Below are 14,893 nucleotides of genomic sequence, written 5' to 3'. Positions count from 1 at the left end.
GACTCAGCTTGCCGGTGAGTCCGTGGCTTCCGACAGGGCATTTGGCGCCATGACCAGGATTTCCGAGCAGTTTTTGCCGCGATTCTTGGCCCGGTACAGGGCCTTGTCGCCCATGGCTACAAGCTCAGCGGCGCTGCTGTGCACATCGGCAGGCAACAGGGCGCCGCCAATGCTCAGGGTGACTATACCCTGCATACTGTGGCTGTGAGGGATGGCCAGCGCCTCGACCCCGGCACGGATGTTTTCGGCCATATCCACCAGATTGCCCCAGTCTGAGCCCGGCAGCAGCAACACAAATTCTTCACCGCCATATCGGGCAAAGGCTTCTCCCCGGCCCGGCAGCAGCTTGCGAACTTGCTTTACCACGTCCTTGAGGCAGGCGTCCCCCGCCAGATGACCGTAGCAGTCGTTGTACTGCTTGAAGAAGTCCAAATCGAACAGCAGCAGCCCAAGATTGCTGTGGCCGAGGGGATGGGTTGCCATGGCGGCGGCCAGCTGCAAATCGAAGTAGCGCCGGTTATGGATACCGGTGAGACCATCGATTTCGGAGATGGCCTTCACCTGTGCGGCGTAGCTTTTCAGGGTCTCGAGCGAACTCATCATTTGCTGCAATTCGAGGTTATCGGCCTTGGGCAGTTCGGTATCGAGTTTCTCGTTGACGATATCGTTCATGGCGTTGCGGGTGGCGATTACCGGCTTGATGATGCCCTTGGCAATAAAATGCCAGTTGGTCAGCCAGATAAAGCCGCAGTAAAGAATGCCGGCCACCACTATCAGCACCAGGAATGCCACCGCATCGCGCTTCAATTCCACCCCGGCGGCCTGGATATTGGCGTCTTTGCGTCTGAATTCGTCCTGGAAAAAGTCGGCGCTGGCACGGGCGCGCAGAGCATGTTCTTCGAGATGGGTATAGGCCACACTGTAGCGGCGTTGCAGGTTGCGGGCGAGTTCGAACAGGTTATCACTGCCCACCATTTCGTGGCGCAGTTGCGACAGCCAGTTTGCTGCCTTGTCTTTATCGGTCAGGGTTAGCGCCAGCGACTCCATCTCGAGTAGCTGACGCAATCCCTGTCGCTGTAATGTATTGATTTCATTACTGCTCAAATGTTCTGTGGTGCGCTGCAGGGTGGAGAACAGCCGCTCGCCCAAATACAAGAATTCGGCGCTCTGACGGTGAATGTCGAGGGCCTGGCTTAACCGTGGCAGTGCCCGCTGGTCGAGTGCCGCCTTGGCGCTGCTGTCCTGCTGATCCAGTATTGCCCGGTACTCGCGGGTGAAACCCGATTGCACACCCGCCAGATTGTGGGTGATGTTGGCCATCTGCGCCCGGGCCTGCAACACTTCCTTGGTAAGAGCATCGAGTCGTGGCAACTTGGCTAGCATCACTTCCTGAGCCATGGCTTCCTGATTCAGACCTGTGCGCAGCGCATCGTCCGGGTGATGCTCAATCAGCTCGCGGGTGCCTTTTTGCAGTAACAGCCACTGGGCCTGCAAATCACCCAGCAGGGTATGGCGCTGGCTTTCTTCGGTGACGTTTTGCAGCCTGGCGATGGTGGTTTGCAGCTGCTCGGCCTGACGGATTTGGGTCATGGCAAGCCGCACTTCTTCCAGATCGCCCGCCACCATGGCATCCACCTGTTGCTTGAGCGACTGCGACAGGGACACCGCAATAAACCCTATACCCACCGTCATCAAAAAAATGAGGTAGAACACCATGGTCAGCTTGCGCTTGAGGCTTTGCAGTGGTCGCATCGTCATCATCGCTCCAGCGCCGCTTTTTCGCCGAAGCTGTTTTGCAGCCGCAGGATAGTCTGATTCAGCTCACCGAAATACTGTCCGGCGCGGGCGGGATTGCGGCTCACGGCAAAGCAACTTTTGGCCAGTTCGGGGTAAATCTGTCCCATGGCTGAACTGGTGAAATGACCAAGCTTATGTACGCCATCCCCCCAGCCAAGGTTAGCCTGATGGCTCGCCAGAAAAGCGCCGCCGATGGCTTTCAGTTCGGGCTTTTGAAAGTCAGTATGGGTTGCCACGTCCATGCGACAGGGATTGCCGCCGCCCATGGCGTAGTGATATTGGGCCTGATACGAGCCCATGTATTTCAGCAGCCAATATGAGGCCTCGGGGTTGCGGCTATCGTAGCTGACCGCAAAAGCATAGGCTCCCACGTAAGGACGGCCGCCCGGCACCTGCGCCACATCCAGCACGGCGCCCTCAATCCGCTGCTCGACCGCAGCAGACTTGTACCAGAGGTTGTTGTAGGCAAAGGGCCACATAGCGGTGCGGCCATTGGCCAGGGCGTCGGCGGCTTCATTGAAGGCGAAGTTATCATCTGCCGGTACCGCGAAGTGTTTCAGATCCTGATACAGGGCGGCGACTTTGATTTTCTTTTCAAGATTTCTTGATACATCAAAGTGATGCACTTCGCCATTGCTTTCATAAACAGGTGCAAACCAGTTGTCACCTTCACTCCATAGCATGGCGGAGAACTCATCATTGATATGCGGTCTGTCGCCGGACATCAGTGCAACGCCGTAAAAGGGGTAGTCGAGGCGCTTTCCCGCCAGGCTGTCTCCGGCCTTGCGGGTAAAAAAGGCAGCGATGTCTCTGAGCTGTGCCAGAGTGCTCGGCGGTGCCAGTGGGTAGCCGAAGCGTTTGCTAAAGGCGCGCTGCTCGTCCGGGTGCTCGAACAGATCGCGGCGGTAATGATTGCCCATCACATAGTTGTTATAGGGAATCGCATGCACTTCGCCATGGTATGACAGGATACTGAGCAGCGCCGGATAGTAGGGCTCCAGATAGTGGCTCATGGCCTGAGTGCCGCCGGGATCGTACAGATTGGCCAGCTCCTCAAGTGGCACTGTATAGCCATTGGCGGCCCACTCTTTTGCCCAGCCCGCTTCCATGGTCAGTAGATCGTAATTGCCTTTGGCGGTTTGCAGCGAGTCTTGCTGCAGCGCAAACATATCATCCAAAGGGGTGCTGACAACCCGCACCTGCACACCGGTTTGACGGGTAAATGCCGGCAACATTTGCTCGCGCAAATAGTCGGTCCAGAAGCCGGTTTCGGCCACCAGAGTGATGGGGGTTTTATCTTTGATGGGAGGGATCTGATCCAGGGAGAAGTCGGCCCATAATGGGCTGCACACCAGGCTCAGCAGCAATCCCATGCCGCCAATCTTAGTGAAAAGTGCCATCTGTTAACTGGTCCTACAGAAACTTCCGAATGTTTCGTTCGGTAAGACGATGGGAGGCATAATACTTTCACCTTCCCTGTTTTTTTAGCGAATTATGTACTCTTGAGGCAGCAAATACCAGACGTAGGCTGAGAGCTGGATAAAAAAACTGGCAGCTCAAGGACAAAAAGGTCTTTCCATGCTGCCAGAAACGAGGGTGGGAGATTGATTAACGCAGTTTGGGGGAACCGCACAGTGCTTATTTTCGGGTGAAACACTGTGCGGCTCAGGCATCAGGAAGAGGCAAACCCTTGGTTCTTTATCGGCCGCCGGTGTACCGCTTCCTTAATCTATTTTCAGTTGTTGCTCTATCAACTGCCGCTCTTCCGGGCTCAGTTGGTAGTGATATTCGATTAAATAGCGCATCAGTTTGGACTTGGCGATGTCGCAATCGGTCGCCATTTCTGCCAGATGTGCAATTGCCGATTCGCTCAAGGTAAAGGTGGCCTTGCGAAACGGCGGTGTACGGCGGGGCTCTGCCAGTTGATTGGCAACGCCGCGATGACGCAGTTCTTCCAGTGAAATCACCGCACCCCGTTGCTGTGGCAGACCCATGGCGTAGCGATTGGCGCCATCGATGAAGTCATCGATGGACATCGCCAGCTGCATCTGCGCGTTAGACCGCGTAGAGTTTTTCTTGAGATCTGCCAGACCCATATTGACCTCTCATCTTGCCTATCTGAGCTTGTTGCAACTGATTGCGCACTTCGGCGGCATCGCGAGCCTGCAGCAGTTCACAGGCAATGGCACGGATTTCATCGGCCGCTTTGCCTTTTGGCTCGATTTCAATCACCGACAGACCGGACTCTTCACTGTCATCATAGATGTTGCGCGAGTAGGTAATGGCATCCAGCACATTGATATCGTAGGTGCGGCAGACTTCTTTCGCTTCTATGATGCGGCTGCCCTGGCTTGGCAGGGTGGGGCACTGGGTGATAACGAAGGTGGCGCGCATCTTGGGGTTGATCATCATACAGGTGGCAACCACGTCGTCCATGTGGCTCACTGTCTTGAGGTCGCGGCGCTTGGGGCGCAGGGGCATCAGGATGTGAGAGGCAACCGACATGGTCGCACGCAGTGCCAGGTTGTCCTGACCGCCACAGTCCACAATCACGTAGTCGTAGTGTTGCTCCAGGCTCAGCAAGTCATTGCGGATTTTGCCGTAAAGCTGGACACAGTTGATGGCCGGCAACTTGGGGTTGTTGTTACGGGCCTGGATCCAATCTGAGGTGGTACGCTGCGGGTCACAATCCACCATGATGACGGAGCCACCACATTCTTTGGTGAGGAACACCGCGATGTTTTGGGCGAGGCAACTTTTGCCACTGCCACCTTTTTCGCCGCCGACCAGAATAATCATCGTTTTACCCCTTTATTTCGCCTGTGGGCTTAGACTTATCGCGACAGAATCGCTATCGCACACTCTACGGTAAGGCCAATCTAAGTCCTGAGGGTTGGTGGGTCAATTACCTGATTTTTGACGCTTTTTTAAAAATGACGCGGCGACGTAACTCTGACGCTTTTGGTGTGTTAGTCAAAAAAACGGCATAAGCACTGGGCTGCTAATAACAATTTGGTAAAAACCTTTACAAACAAACTGTTAATTGTATTTCTTTGGTTGCGAACCCTGGACCTTTGGGTGTCGATTGGTCGCTTTGGGCTAATGCTAAGGTATGTATATTCTATAATTTAACTAAATGTCTAATTGTTAATAGCTAAATGTTCTATCAGGTGGTGGCAACAACTTGGCTTGCATTGGTAGGCTTAGGCCCCCAAAAGGTGCTTGATGGTGTAAGTCATGGATCCCAAGCTGTTGAAAGTTGCTATAAATCGAAAAATGCCCTTCGGAAAATATGCCGGGCGACGTTTGCTTGAACTGCCTGAGCCCTATTTGGTGTGGTTTAAGTCCAATGGCTTTCCAGAAGGGCGATTGGGGGAGGAATTGGCGCTGGTGTATGAGGTCAAGCTCAACGGCCTGGAAGCCATGTTAAGGCCACTGTTGGATGACTGACCTGGCGGTGCACTGCCGGCCTCAATTGGCTTTCCGGTGGTAACCTTTGCCCCTAATCTCTTCCCACATTCATTTGGTATTCAATCGCCATGACTGACTTCGCCGCTGCTTCGGCCACAGTAACTTCATTGCCAATATCGGGTGTGGGCCGCCGCACAGTAGCGCTTGAGACCGCTCTCCTGAAACAGCTCTCCGCCCTGTATCACAGCGCTGTCGCTGCACTTGCCGGTGTCCACTACCGTGATGCTCAGTGCCGAGCCTGGAGCGCCTGCGCGCGAGACTGGCGCTACTGGCGCGCCCGTTTGGCCAGCAGCTATGTTTGCTGGGCAAGTGTTGATGGCAAGCCTGTGGGCTTTATTGCCTGTGAGCTTCGCTTCAAGGAGCGCGGTTACATCAGTCACTTATATGTTGCGCCGCAATACCAGGGGCAGGGCATTGCCACTGAGCTGGTTCGGCAATTAATCAATGCAGCGCCCGCGCTTGGGATTGCCCGCCTCAGCACCGACGCCTCCCGGGTATCCAAAGCGGTATTCGAGCGCTGCGGCTTTACGTTGCATGGCCGTAGCTATCAGCAAAAGTCTGCCGAGGTGTTTGAAGGCTTTCAGTTATCGTTCAAGCCTGCTTTTTATGTGGATGCCACGAAGGCCAGCGATGTGCCCGATATTGCGCGGCTGTTTCACCACGCTGTGCAGGGGGCAGGCGAGTTTTACAGTGAGGCTGAGCGCAAGGCCTGGTCGCCTGCCATTCGAAGTGATGCGGTGTGGAGCGCGCGCCTGGCACCGACCCAGGTGTGGGTTGCCCGCAGTGACGATGGGCTGGTTGGCTTTATCAATCTTTTGCCAAAACAGCCGGGCGAAGCTGAAATTGACTGCCTGTTTACCGCCCCGGGGCTGGCCCGCACCGGTGTTGGCAGCGCACTGTATCGGGCGCTTGAGCAAAAGGCGCGGGCGAGCAGAGTCAAACTGCTGACCGTCGAAGCATCCTATTTCGCCAGGCCCTTCTTCTTAAAGCAGGGATTTAATGAAATTCGCCGTAACGAGCATCCCCGTCACGGCGAAATCTTGGTGAACTTCAGTATGGACAAGCCGCTTTAGCGCAGGTGACTGATGTAGGACAGTTGCGGCAGCATCTCCTCGGCAAATCCACCGTGACGTTCAATAAAGCGGATAAAGGCGCCCGGCAGGGTGAGATCGGGCACCGGCTCCTGCCAGTGGCACAGTGACAGCGCCTGATAGCCCTCTTTCCCCGATGCGGTGTAGGCCGTCGATACCCCCACGTACACCTTGCCTGCTTCCACCGGCACCCACAGGCCACCCTGAGACAGGGTCAGCGACAGGATCCGCTCGCCCTGAGGCCGTCTGCCATCGTAGTGGTATTTAAGCCCGAAGGTGTAAGGGAAACTCCCTGCGCCGGTACCGATAACACTGTTGTTGGTGGCGCTGTTAATCGCCGACTCCAAGGCTTCAATCAGGTATTGACCTTCGATGGCGTACTTCACCAGCGGCAATTCAAATGGCAGCAGGCGGCCGAGCACGTCGGCCAGGGTCATCTTTCCCTGACTCATGGACTGACGCACGCCGCCGGCGTTGTGCAGCGCAAACTGCACGGCACCATCGAGAATGCGGGTTTCTTCGTACATGGCCCGGCTGACCCAAGGGGCCACCTCGCTGCCGTGGGGCAGGGATTTGCTCGGCAGCCGGGTATGGATAAGTTCCCGCGGCACCATAGCCAGCACCTGATGATCCAGGGCGGTAATGGCCGGACGGAACTCTTTATCGATTATCGACTGAATGCCGGGCTCGGCCTCACACCAGAGGATCCCCGGATGCGCCTTCAATTGATTGAGCGCCTCGGCTCTAAGCTCTGCGCTCAGATTGTCCACCAGTGGGTGTTCATCGAGCATCAAATAGTTGCCGCCATCCAGTGCGGTCACCCGTCCCTGCGCATCGAAGCTAATCTCGGCAAGACCTATGGTTTCGGCGTATTTACCGGCGTGGAGAATAGGCGTGTTATTAATCCGCTCGCCCCAGGGCACGCAGGGCAAACCCAGATTGGCGAAATCTCCCATCAGGGTATGGCTGTGGCCACCCACAATCAGGCTGATGCCATCCACCGCAGCGGCCAGTTTGCGATCGCCATCCAGCCCCAGATGGCTGAGCACCAGAATATGATGGATCCCATCGGCTTTCAGCGCGTTAACTGTCGCGCGGCAGGTGTCGATGGCGTCCCTGAACTGGGTGTCGGGATCGGGCCTGGCAATCACCTGCATCTGGTCGAGGGTGATGCCGACAATTGCCATTTGTTTATCGCCAAGTGGCTTTTTCAGCTCCTGGGCGCAGCCGCGCTGGCTATCGTAGTACAGCAGATTGTTCAGGGTTGCCAGCGCAAAGCCCTTGGTAGGGTCTTCTGCGGATAAATCCATGTTGCCCGCCAGCATCGGAAAATCGATGGCTTCGATAAAGCGGTGCAGCGGTGCGTTACCGCTGTCTATTTCATGGTTGCCCAGCACTATGGCATCGGGTTTTAGCAGGTTGAGCAATCTGGCGTTGGCTTTGCCGCGGAATTCATTGAAATAGAGAGTGCCCTGGAAGGTGTCGCCGCCATGGAGGAACAAAAAGGACGTATCTGCTGCCTCGGCCTCGGCGCGGGCATTGGCAAGCACAGTCGCAAGACGGCCGTAGCCGCCGCTGTGGGCGGCAACCTTGATGGGCTCGCCAGCGCCACTGACTTTAAGCGTCAGCGACACAGGGTCAAAATTACTGTGGCAATCGTTGATATGTGCCAGTCGCAGTGTGTAGGGAGAAGTCCGCAAAGAAAAACCTTATAAAAAATTTGCCCGGCTTCAGGCCGGGCAGGGGATTATTGCTGTTCGTTGTCCTGGTCGTCCGACAGGCGTATGCCCTTGTCCTTCATTCGACGTTTCCACAACTGTCTTGCCAGGCGCTGCATGTCGATAGCCGGATCGTTCAAATCGACAATCTCGAGTCCCAGCATGGACTCGATAATATCTTCCTGGGTCACCAAACCCTGGGCTGAGCCGTATTCATCAACCACCACCGCAATTTGGGTGTTACGTTTGATCATCAGCTCCAGCAGCGGTAATACCTTGGCGGTTTCGGGCACCGCCAGCAGGCTGCGCTTGATGCTGGCGAGATTGGCATCGGGCGCATCGTGGGCGCCAAGCAGAATGTCAGTACGGTTTACAAAACCCTGGATATCGTCGGTATCGACGCCATACACCGGCAGGCGGCTGAAGGGCTTGGCGATATACTTTTCGACAAACTCCTTCTGGGTCATGCTCATGGGCACAGAAAACATCACGGTGCGCGGCGTCATGATGGCGGTGACCGGCATTTCTTTTACCGACAGAATTTGGGTAAGGATCCGCGACTCCTGGGCATCCAGTTCGCCGGACTCATGGCCCATGCGCGCCATGGCGCTCATTTCCTGACGTATGTATTGGCCTTCTTCGCCTTTACCCAGCAGCTTGGTGACTTGCTGCGACATCCAAATCAGCGGTCGGGTGGCTCGCTCCATCCACAGCAGCGCCAGACTTACCGAAGGCGCCAGACTGCGCCAGTAGTTGGCACCAATGGTTTTGGGGATGATTTCAGAGAAAAACAGAATGATGAAGGTCAGTACCGCTGAGAACACGCCCAACATTTCATCGCCAAATACATAGGCGGCCTGGGCGCCGGCAACGGCTGCACCCACGGTATGGGAAATGGTGTTCAGGGTGAGAATCGCCACCAGGGGCGCTTCAACGTTATCTTTTTGAGCCCGCAGGCGCTTGGCCGCGGCGGCGTTATCCTGTTCGAGAGAGGCAATATAACTTGGGGTGACGGATAACAGAACGGCTTCAAATACGCTGCACAGAAAGGACACGCCAACGGCAACGATTATGATAATAATGAGGGTGACCATATAAGGTACAAACAACTCCATCGCATAGGCCAATATTGACCGGCGGCAATGGTAACACAGACTTCGTCTGGCTGCTGGCGAAATTGTCGCTGCATCGGTATAATTCGCGACCCCCCGGGTGGGAATAACTGGTTTTTGAGGTTTGTCTGATGAGTGAAAAGAAGATCAATTTGCTGGACCTGGATTTACAGGGACTGAAAGCGCTGCTGACTGAAATGGGGGAAAAACCCTTTCGGGCTCAGCAGATCATGCAATGGATCTATCATTTTGGTGTCAGCGACTTCAGCGAGATGACCAACATCAACAAGGTGCTGCGCGGCAAGCTTGAGGCGCGTTGTGAAATCGTTGCGCCTGAAATTACCAGTTACCAAAAATCCGCCGATGGCACCATTAAGTTTGCCATTAACGTGGGTCAGGGCCAGGAAGTGGAAACCGTCTACATCCCTGAAGATGACCGCGCGACCCTGTGCGTGTCCTCCCAGGTGGGTTGTGCGCTTGAGTGTACCTTCTGCTCTACGGCGCAGCAGGGCTTTAACCGTAACCTGACCGTGGGTGAAATCGTTGGTCAAATCTGGCGTGTGTCCCATTTCCTGGGCTTCCAGAAAGAAACCGGCGAGCGCCCGATTTCCAACGTGGTGATGATGGGCATGGGTGAGCCTCTGCTCAACATGGCCAACGTGGTGCCCGCCATGAATATCATGCTGGACGATTATGGCTTTGGCCTGTCCAAGCGCCGGGTAACCCTGTCGACGTCCGGTGTGGTGCCGGCGCTGGATAAGCTTGGCGACATGATTGATGTGGCGCTGGCGGTGAGTATTCATGCGCCAAACGATGAACTGCGCGATGTATTGGTGCCCATCAACAAAAAGTATCCGCTGCAGCAGTTTTTGGCCTCTATCCGTGGCTATCTGGAAAAATCCAACGCCAACCGTGGCCGCGTGACTGTCGAGTACGTGATGCTCGACCACATCAACGACAGCACAGATCAGGCCCATGAGCTGGCGCAGGTGATGAAGGATACTCCCTGTAAAATCAACCTGATCCCATTCAACCCCTATCCGGGTTCACCCTATGGCCGCTCGTCGAACTCCCGTATCGACCGTTTTGCCAAGGTGTTGATGGAATACGATCTGACCGTGATTGTGCGTAAAACCCGTGGCGACGATATCGATGCCGCCTGTGGTCAGCTGGCCGGTGATATCCGCGATCGCACCAAGCGTTTGACAAAAAAACGCATGCAAGAAAGTCAGATTTCAGTCACAATGAAATAACTCATTGTTTGCACAGATTAATAGGTTTGCACATGAAGCAAGGATTGCCCTTCTTATCTCTGATCCTGGTTTTGTCGGCGGGCGTGACAGGTTGCGTCACCGAACAAACCTATTCGGGCACCGACATTCCGGTGTCCGAGCGCAAGTTTGATAAGGTGGGCGCCGCAAAAGAGCGGACTCAGCTTGGGCTGATGTATCTGCAGCGCGGCAACATGGAGCAGGCCAAGTTCAACCTCGACAAAGCCATGAGCTACGCCCCTGAGCTTGAAGAGGTGCATGTGGCCATGGCCTACTTCTATCAAACCGTGGGTGATGTGCCCCGCACCGAAGAGGCTTACCGCCGCGCAGTTCGCTCGAGCGATGCCAGCGGCGACTCCATGAACAACTTCGGCGTGTTTCTGTGCCAGCAAAAACGTTTTGACGAAGCCGAAGAGATGTTCCTCAAGGCCATAGAGCAGCCCAATTACACCCGCACCGCGTCGAGCTATGAAAACCTGGGCATTTGCAGCCGTGATGCGGGCCGCATAGAAAAAGCGCGACACTACTTTGATATGGCGCTAAAGTATGACCCACGGCGCGCTTCCTCCCTGTTGGAACTGACAGAAATTGCCCTGGACAGCCAGGATTACCTGGCGGCCAAACAAACGCTTGAACGTTTGCATACCGTGGTTCCCCAGTCGGCCCAGAGCCTGGCTTTGGGAGTGGAAATCGAGCGCCAACTGAATAATACCGACGCCAGCAGCCGTTATGGCATTTTGCTGCTGGCCAAATTTCCTGCTTCACCAGAAGCCAAAGCATATCGGGCCAGTTTGAATCAATGAGCGAAGAATTGAACGCTTCTTCAACGGAACCCCAGGAGGCTCCCGAGCAGAGTCTGGGTGTTATCCTCAAGGCCGCCCGCGAAGCGCGGGGCATGTCCGTCGCCGATGTTGCGACGGCTTTGCATTTACGGCCCTCCATCGTAAAAGACATCGAAGCTGACGATTTCAGCAATATCTCCTCAACCACCTATGTTCGCGGTTACGTGAAAAACTTTGCCCGCATTGTTGAGGCCGATAAGCAGCAGGTTGAAGCCTGCCTCGCCCGCCAGGCGCCCGGCGTCAGTCAGCCAACCATGCAAAGCTTTTCCCGCAAAACTGTACGTCAGGCCCGTGACAGCCGCTACCAGATGGTGACCTGGCTGGTCATAATTATTCTGCTGGCGCTGATGGTGTTTTGGTGGCTGCAAACCAGCAAGTTTTTCAACAGTGCCGGGGTGGATTTCTCCAAACCTACTGCCGAAGAAGTTGCGGCTTCCAGCGCTGAAACTGCGTCCATGGGACAAATACCCATTGAAGAGCGCCGTTTGTCTTCTGCAGAGCAGTCGGTAAATGATTCGCTTGCAAATGATCAGCCTGCAAGTGATCTGCTCGCAAATGAATCGGGTGCACAGGAGCTTGCAGCCCAGGTGCAAGCTGGCGAACCTGCTGCCGCTGAACAGGCTCAGGTTCAGACTCAGACTCAGACATCAACCCAGGCACCGAGTGACTCTGGCGCCCAGACAAATCCGGCCACTGACGCGGCTTCCGTGGATGCACAGAATACCCAAGCCGGGCAGAGCACGCCCGCAGCAGGTCAGGCGTCGGTTGAGCTGGCCCTCAGCGCCGACTGTTGGATCCAGGTAAAAGATGCCTCCGGCAAGGTGCTGCTGGCTGACCTTCGCAAGGCCGGACAGGCCGTAAGCCTCAGTGGCAAGGCGCCATTTAAGCTGATCCTTGGTGCACCCCAGGCTGTGACTGTGACCTTCAACGGTGAGGCCGTGGGCCTCGATGAGTTTCCTGCTGGCAAGGTGGCCCGCTTCACCCTGCCCAAAAACGGTTAAACGCAAGGCATAAGAAGTATTTGACCATGTACAACGAGACCCCCATTAAACGTCGCCCATCCACCCGGATTTACGTGGGTAATGTGCCCATTGGTGATGGTGCGCCTATCGCCGTCCAGTCCATGACCAACACCCGTACCACGGATGTCGAGGCCACGGTGGCGCAAATTCGCGCGCTGGAGAAAGTGGGCGCCGACATAGTGCGGGTGTCCGTGCCCACCATGGATGCGGCCGAAGCCTTCAAGCTGATTAAGCAGCAGGTACAGGTGCCGCTGGTGGCCGATATCCACTTCGATTACCGTATCGCCCTCAAGGTGGCCGAATATGGCGTGGACTGTCTGCGCATTAACCCCGGCAACATCGGTAACGAAGAGCGCATTCGCGCCGTGGTCGACTGCGCCCGCGACAAAAATATTCCCATCCGCATCGGTGTTAACGGCGGCAGTCTTGAAAAAGACCTGATGGACAAATACAAGGAACCCACGCCCCAGGCGCTGCTGGAATCGGCCATGCGTCACGTGGATATCCTCGATCGCCTCAACTTCGACCAGTTCAAGGTGAGCGTGAAGGCCTCTGATGTATTCCTCGCGGTTGAGTCTTACCGTTTGCTTGCCAAGCAAATTCAGCAGCCGCTGCACCTTGGGATTACCGAGGCCGGTGGCGCCCGTGCCGGTGCGGTTAAATCCGCAGTAGGCCTTGGGATGCTGCTCGCCGAAGGCATTGGCGATACTCTGCGGATTTCGCTGGCGGCCGATCCGGTGGAAGAAATCAAAGTCGGTTTTGATATTCTCAAGTCCCTGCGCATTCGCTCCCGTGGTATCAACTTTATCGCCTGTCCGTCTTGCTCCCGTCAGGAGTTCGACGTGATTGGCACCGTGAATGAACTTGAGCGTCGTCTCGAAGATGTAACCACCGCCATGGATGTGTCCATCATCGGCTGTGTGGTGAATGGTCCCGGCGAAGCCCTGGTATCTCATCTGGGTCTGGCCGGAGGTCATAAGAAGAGTGGCGTGTACGAAGATGGCGTGCGTCAGAAAGAGCGTTTTGACAACGACAACCTGGTGGATGCCCTTGAAACCAAAATCCGTGCCCGTGCTGCGTTGATGGAAAGTCGGATCCCGGTCAAAGACGCGGGCAGCGACTGAGGTCGCGGTTTTACCTTTGGGCGCCAACCCCCTATAATGCGGAACGCTTTTTTGTCGCCAAGACGGCAAAAAGGCTCTGGTGGCTTTAAGCCAACAGATTGAATTATTGATATTTAAGCTATCCAACGAGTCGATTACAGTGGCAAAACAGATCCAAGCGATTCGCGGAATGAATGACATTCTGCCAACCCAGTCTCCCGTGTGGCAAAAACTCGAAGGCGTTCTGCGTGAGAGCGTTGCAGCCTTTGGTTACAGCGAAATCCGCACCCCCATCGTGGAAAGCACCGATCTTTTCAAGCGCTCCATCGGCGAAGTTACCGACATCGTTGAGAAAGAAATGTATACCTTCGAGGACAGAAACGGCGACAGCCTGACCCTGCGCCCCGAAGGCACCGCTTCGACGGTTCGCGCCGGTAACGAGCACGGTTTGCTATACAACCAGGAACAGCGTCTGTGGTACACAGGCCCGATGTTCCGCCACGAGCGCCCCCAGAAAGGCCGCTATCGCCAGTTTCACCAGTTTGGGGTGGAAGTCTATGGTATCGGCAGCGCCGACATCGATGCCGAAGTGCTGATGTTGTCCAACATGCTGTGGCAAAAACTGGGGCTGACCGAGCATGTGACTCTGGAAATCAACACTCTGGGTGACAGTGCCGAGCGCGCCACTTACCGCGACGCCCTGATAGCCTTCCTCGAGCAGCACAAAGACAAGCTCGATGAAGACAGCCAACGCCGAATGTACAGCAACCCACTGCGGGTGCTGGACACCAAGAATCCTGAGATCCAGACCCTGCTGGCCGATGCGCCCAAGCTGATGGATTACCTGGGTGATGAAACCAAAGCACATTTTTCCACTTTGTGTGAACTCTTGGACGCCGTTGGCATCCAATACCGGGTTAATCCCCGTTTGGTTCGCGGGCTGGATTATTACAACCGGACTGTGTTTGAATGGGTCACCGAGAGCCTGGGTGCCCAGGGCACAGTGCTTGCTGGCGGTCGTTACGACGGTTTGGTCGGCCAACTTGGCGGTAAAGATACCCCGGCGGTGGGCTTCGCCATGGGCCTTGAGCGCATTGTGCTCTTGCTCGAAACCCTGGAGCTCGCCAACGACGTTCCAGCGGCCGTGGATGTGTATGTCACCGCCATGGGTGACAGCTGTGTACCAGCGGCCTTTGCCATCGCCAATGAGCTGCGTCAGGCCATGCCAGGGGTTCGCATCATGAACCACTGCGGTGGCGGTAACTTCAAGAAACAGATTAAGCGGGCCGACAAGAGCGGCGCGGCGGTAGCCCTGATTATCGGCGAGAATGAACTGGCCGAGGGCAAGGTGGCCATCAAGCCACTTCGCAACGATAACGAACAACAGCTGGTGGCCCGTGAGGCCCTGGCAGAAGCAATCAACGCATTGATTTAAGTCCCTCGACGGGGATGGATTACAAGGGGAC

At 55.7% G+C, this 14,893-nt stretch carries 13 protein-coding genes; 7 read left to right on the top strand and 6 right to left on the bottom strand.

All coding sequences use genetic code 11. From position 1 onward, the window contains the following. Positions 1-3 precede the first annotated feature (3 nt). The 4 genes from MJ923_RS14100 to MJ923_RS14085 form a co-directional block, all read right to left on the bottom strand. Positions 4-1,758: a GGDEF domain-containing protein gene (locus MJ923_RS14100; protein ID WP_240591650.1), complete on the bottom strand. Its 1,755-nt coding sequence runs from the start codon at positions 1,756-1,758 to the stop codon at positions 4-6. Then, positions 1,758-3,197 (bottom strand): ABC transporter substrate-binding protein, encoded by a 1,440-nt coding sequence (locus MJ923_RS14095; protein WP_240591649.1) that lies wholly within the window; start codon positions 3,195-3,197, stop codon positions 1,758-1,760. Before MJ923_RS14095 ends, MJ923_RS14100 begins: the two co-directional genes overlap by 1 nt. 324 nt (positions 3,198-3,521) lie before the next feature. Further along, positions 3,522-3,833, bottom strand: a complete 312-nt coding sequence (locus MJ923_RS14090; protein ID WP_240591648.1) for a CopG family transcriptional regulator — start codon at positions 3,831-3,833, stop codon at positions 3,522-3,524. A gap of 19 nt (positions 3,834-3,852) precedes the next feature. Beyond that, positions 3,853-4,596, bottom strand: coding sequence for an AAA family ATPase (locus tag MJ923_RS14085; protein WP_126167538.1), 744 nt, complete (start codon positions 4,594-4,596; stop codon positions 3,853-3,855). A 438-nt stretch (positions 4,597-5,034) separates the two neighbouring features. On the opposite strand from MJ923_RS14085, the gene MJ923_RS14080 reads away from it, so the two are divergent. Together MJ923_RS14080 and MJ923_RS14075 are read left to right on the top strand one after the other, a co-directional pair. Then, entirely contained in the window at positions 5,035-5,247 is a 213-nt protein-coding gene (locus MJ923_RS14080; RefSeq protein WP_240591647.1) for a DUF3820 family protein, read from the top strand. Positions 5,248-5,336: 89 nt separating this feature from the next. After that, a complete protein-coding gene (locus tag MJ923_RS14075) occupies positions 5,337-6,341 on the top strand; it encodes a GNAT family N-acetyltransferase (protein ID WP_240591646.1) in 1,005 nt (334 codons plus the stop codon). Here MJ923_RS14075 and MJ923_RS14070 read toward each other — a convergent pair. Both MJ923_RS14070 and MJ923_RS14065 read right to left on the bottom strand, forming a co-directional pair. After that, the gene (locus MJ923_RS14070; RefSeq protein WP_240591645.1) at positions 6,338-8,059 is read right to left on the bottom strand and encodes a bifunctional metallophosphatase/5'-nucleotidase; all 1,722 of its coding nucleotides are present in this window, start codon (positions 8,057-8,059) and stop codon (positions 6,338-6,340) included. The two genes, MJ923_RS14075 and MJ923_RS14070, sit on opposite strands and share 4 nt — an antisense overlap. A gap of 47 nt (positions 8,060-8,106) precedes the next feature. Further along, on the bottom strand, positions 8,107-9,171 hold the full coding sequence (locus tag MJ923_RS14065) for a CNNM domain-containing protein (protein WP_126169490.1): 1,065 nt from the start codon (positions 9,169-9,171) through the stop codon (positions 8,107-8,109). A 149-nt stretch (positions 9,172-9,320) separates the two neighbouring features. Here MJ923_RS14065 and rlmN point away from each other — a divergent pair, with 149 nt between their 5' ends. The 5 genes from rlmN (at position 9,321) to hisS (ending at position 14,862) form a co-directional block, all read left to right on the top strand. Further along, the gene (gene rlmN / locus MJ923_RS14060; RefSeq protein ID WP_240591644.1) at positions 9,321-10,442 is read left to right on the top strand and encodes a dual-specificity RNA methyltransferase RlmN; all 1,122 of its coding nucleotides are present in this window, start codon (positions 9,321-9,323) and stop codon (positions 10,440-10,442) included. A 32-nt stretch (positions 10,443-10,474) separates the two neighbouring features. Continuing rightward, positions 10,475-11,263, top strand: a complete 789-nt coding sequence (gene pilW / locus MJ923_RS14055; RefSeq protein ID WP_126167533.1) for a type IV pilus biogenesis/stability protein PilW — start codon at positions 10,475-10,477, stop codon at positions 11,261-11,263. Next, the gene (locus MJ923_RS14050) at positions 11,260-12,303 is read left to right on the top strand and encodes a RodZ domain-containing protein (RefSeq protein ID WP_240591643.1); all 1,044 of its coding nucleotides are present in this window, start codon (positions 11,260-11,262) and stop codon (positions 12,301-12,303) included. The genes pilW and MJ923_RS14050 overlap by 4 nt, the downstream gene beginning before the upstream one ends. Before the next feature lie 26 nt (positions 12,304-12,329). Continuing rightward, a complete protein-coding gene (ispG, locus tag MJ923_RS14045; RefSeq protein WP_240591642.1) occupies positions 12,330-13,448 on the top strand; it encodes a flavodoxin-dependent (E)-4-hydroxy-3-methylbut-2-enyl-diphosphate synthase in 1,119 nt (372 codons plus the stop codon). A 139-nt stretch (positions 13,449-13,587) separates the two neighbouring features. Continuing rightward, positions 13,588-14,862 carry a histidine--tRNA ligase gene (gene hisS / locus MJ923_RS14040; RefSeq protein ID WP_240591641.1) on the top strand — a complete coding sequence of 425 codons (1,275 nt, stop codon included), beginning with the start codon at positions 13,588-13,590 and terminating at the stop codon, positions 14,860-14,862. The last annotated feature ends 31 nt before the right edge of the window (positions 14,863-14,893 follow it).

Origin of the sequence: Shewanella zhuhaiensis (assembly GCF_022484835.1) — a bacterium.
Taxonomy (GTDB): domain Bacteria; phylum Pseudomonadota; class Gammaproteobacteria; order Enterobacterales; family Shewanellaceae; genus Shewanella; species Shewanella khirikhana.
This window is presented reverse-complemented; position numbering and strand designations above follow the sequence as displayed.

Excerpts from the sequence above, each read along its gene's own strand:
- MJ923_RS14080 (WP_240591647.1), top strand. The coding sequence starts at position 5,035 with ATGGATCCCAAGCTGTTGAAAGTTGCTATAAATCGAAAAATGCCCTTC.
- ispG (WP_240591642.1), top strand. The coding sequence starts at position 12,330 with ATGTACAACGAGACCCCCATTAAACGTCGCCCATCCACCCGGATTTAC.
- MJ923_RS14100 (WP_240591650.1), bottom strand. The coding sequence starts at position 1,758 with ATGACGATGCGACCACTGCAAAGCCTCAAGCGCAAGCTGACCATGGTG.
- MJ923_RS14075 (WP_240591646.1), top strand. The coding sequence starts at position 5,337 with ATGACTGACTTCGCCGCTGCTTCGGCCACAGTAACTTCATTGCCAATA.
- MJ923_RS14065 (WP_126169490.1), bottom strand. The coding sequence starts at position 9,171 with ATGGTCACCCTCATTATTATCATAATCGTTGCCGTTGGCGTGTCCTTT.
- MJ923_RS14085 (WP_126167538.1), bottom strand. The coding sequence starts at position 4,596 with ATGATTATTCTGGTCGGCGGCGAAAAAGGTGGCAGTGGCAAAAGTTGC.
- MJ923_RS14095 (WP_240591649.1), bottom strand. The coding sequence starts at position 3,197 with ATGGCACTTTTCACTAAGATTGGCGGCATGGGATTGCTGCTGAGCCTG.
- pilW (WP_126167533.1), top strand. The coding sequence starts at position 10,475 with ATGAAGCAAGGATTGCCCTTCTTATCTCTGATCCTGGTTTTGTCGGCG.
- rlmN (WP_240591644.1), top strand. The coding sequence starts at position 9,321 with ATGAGTGAAAAGAAGATCAATTTGCTGGACCTGGATTTACAGGGACTG.
- MJ923_RS14090 (WP_240591648.1), bottom strand. The coding sequence starts at position 3,833 with ATGTCCATCGATGACTTCATCGATGGCGCCAATCGCTACGCCATGGGT.
- MJ923_RS14050 (WP_240591643.1), top strand. The coding sequence starts at position 11,260 with ATGAGCGAAGAATTGAACGCTTCTTCAACGGAACCCCAGGAGGCTCCC.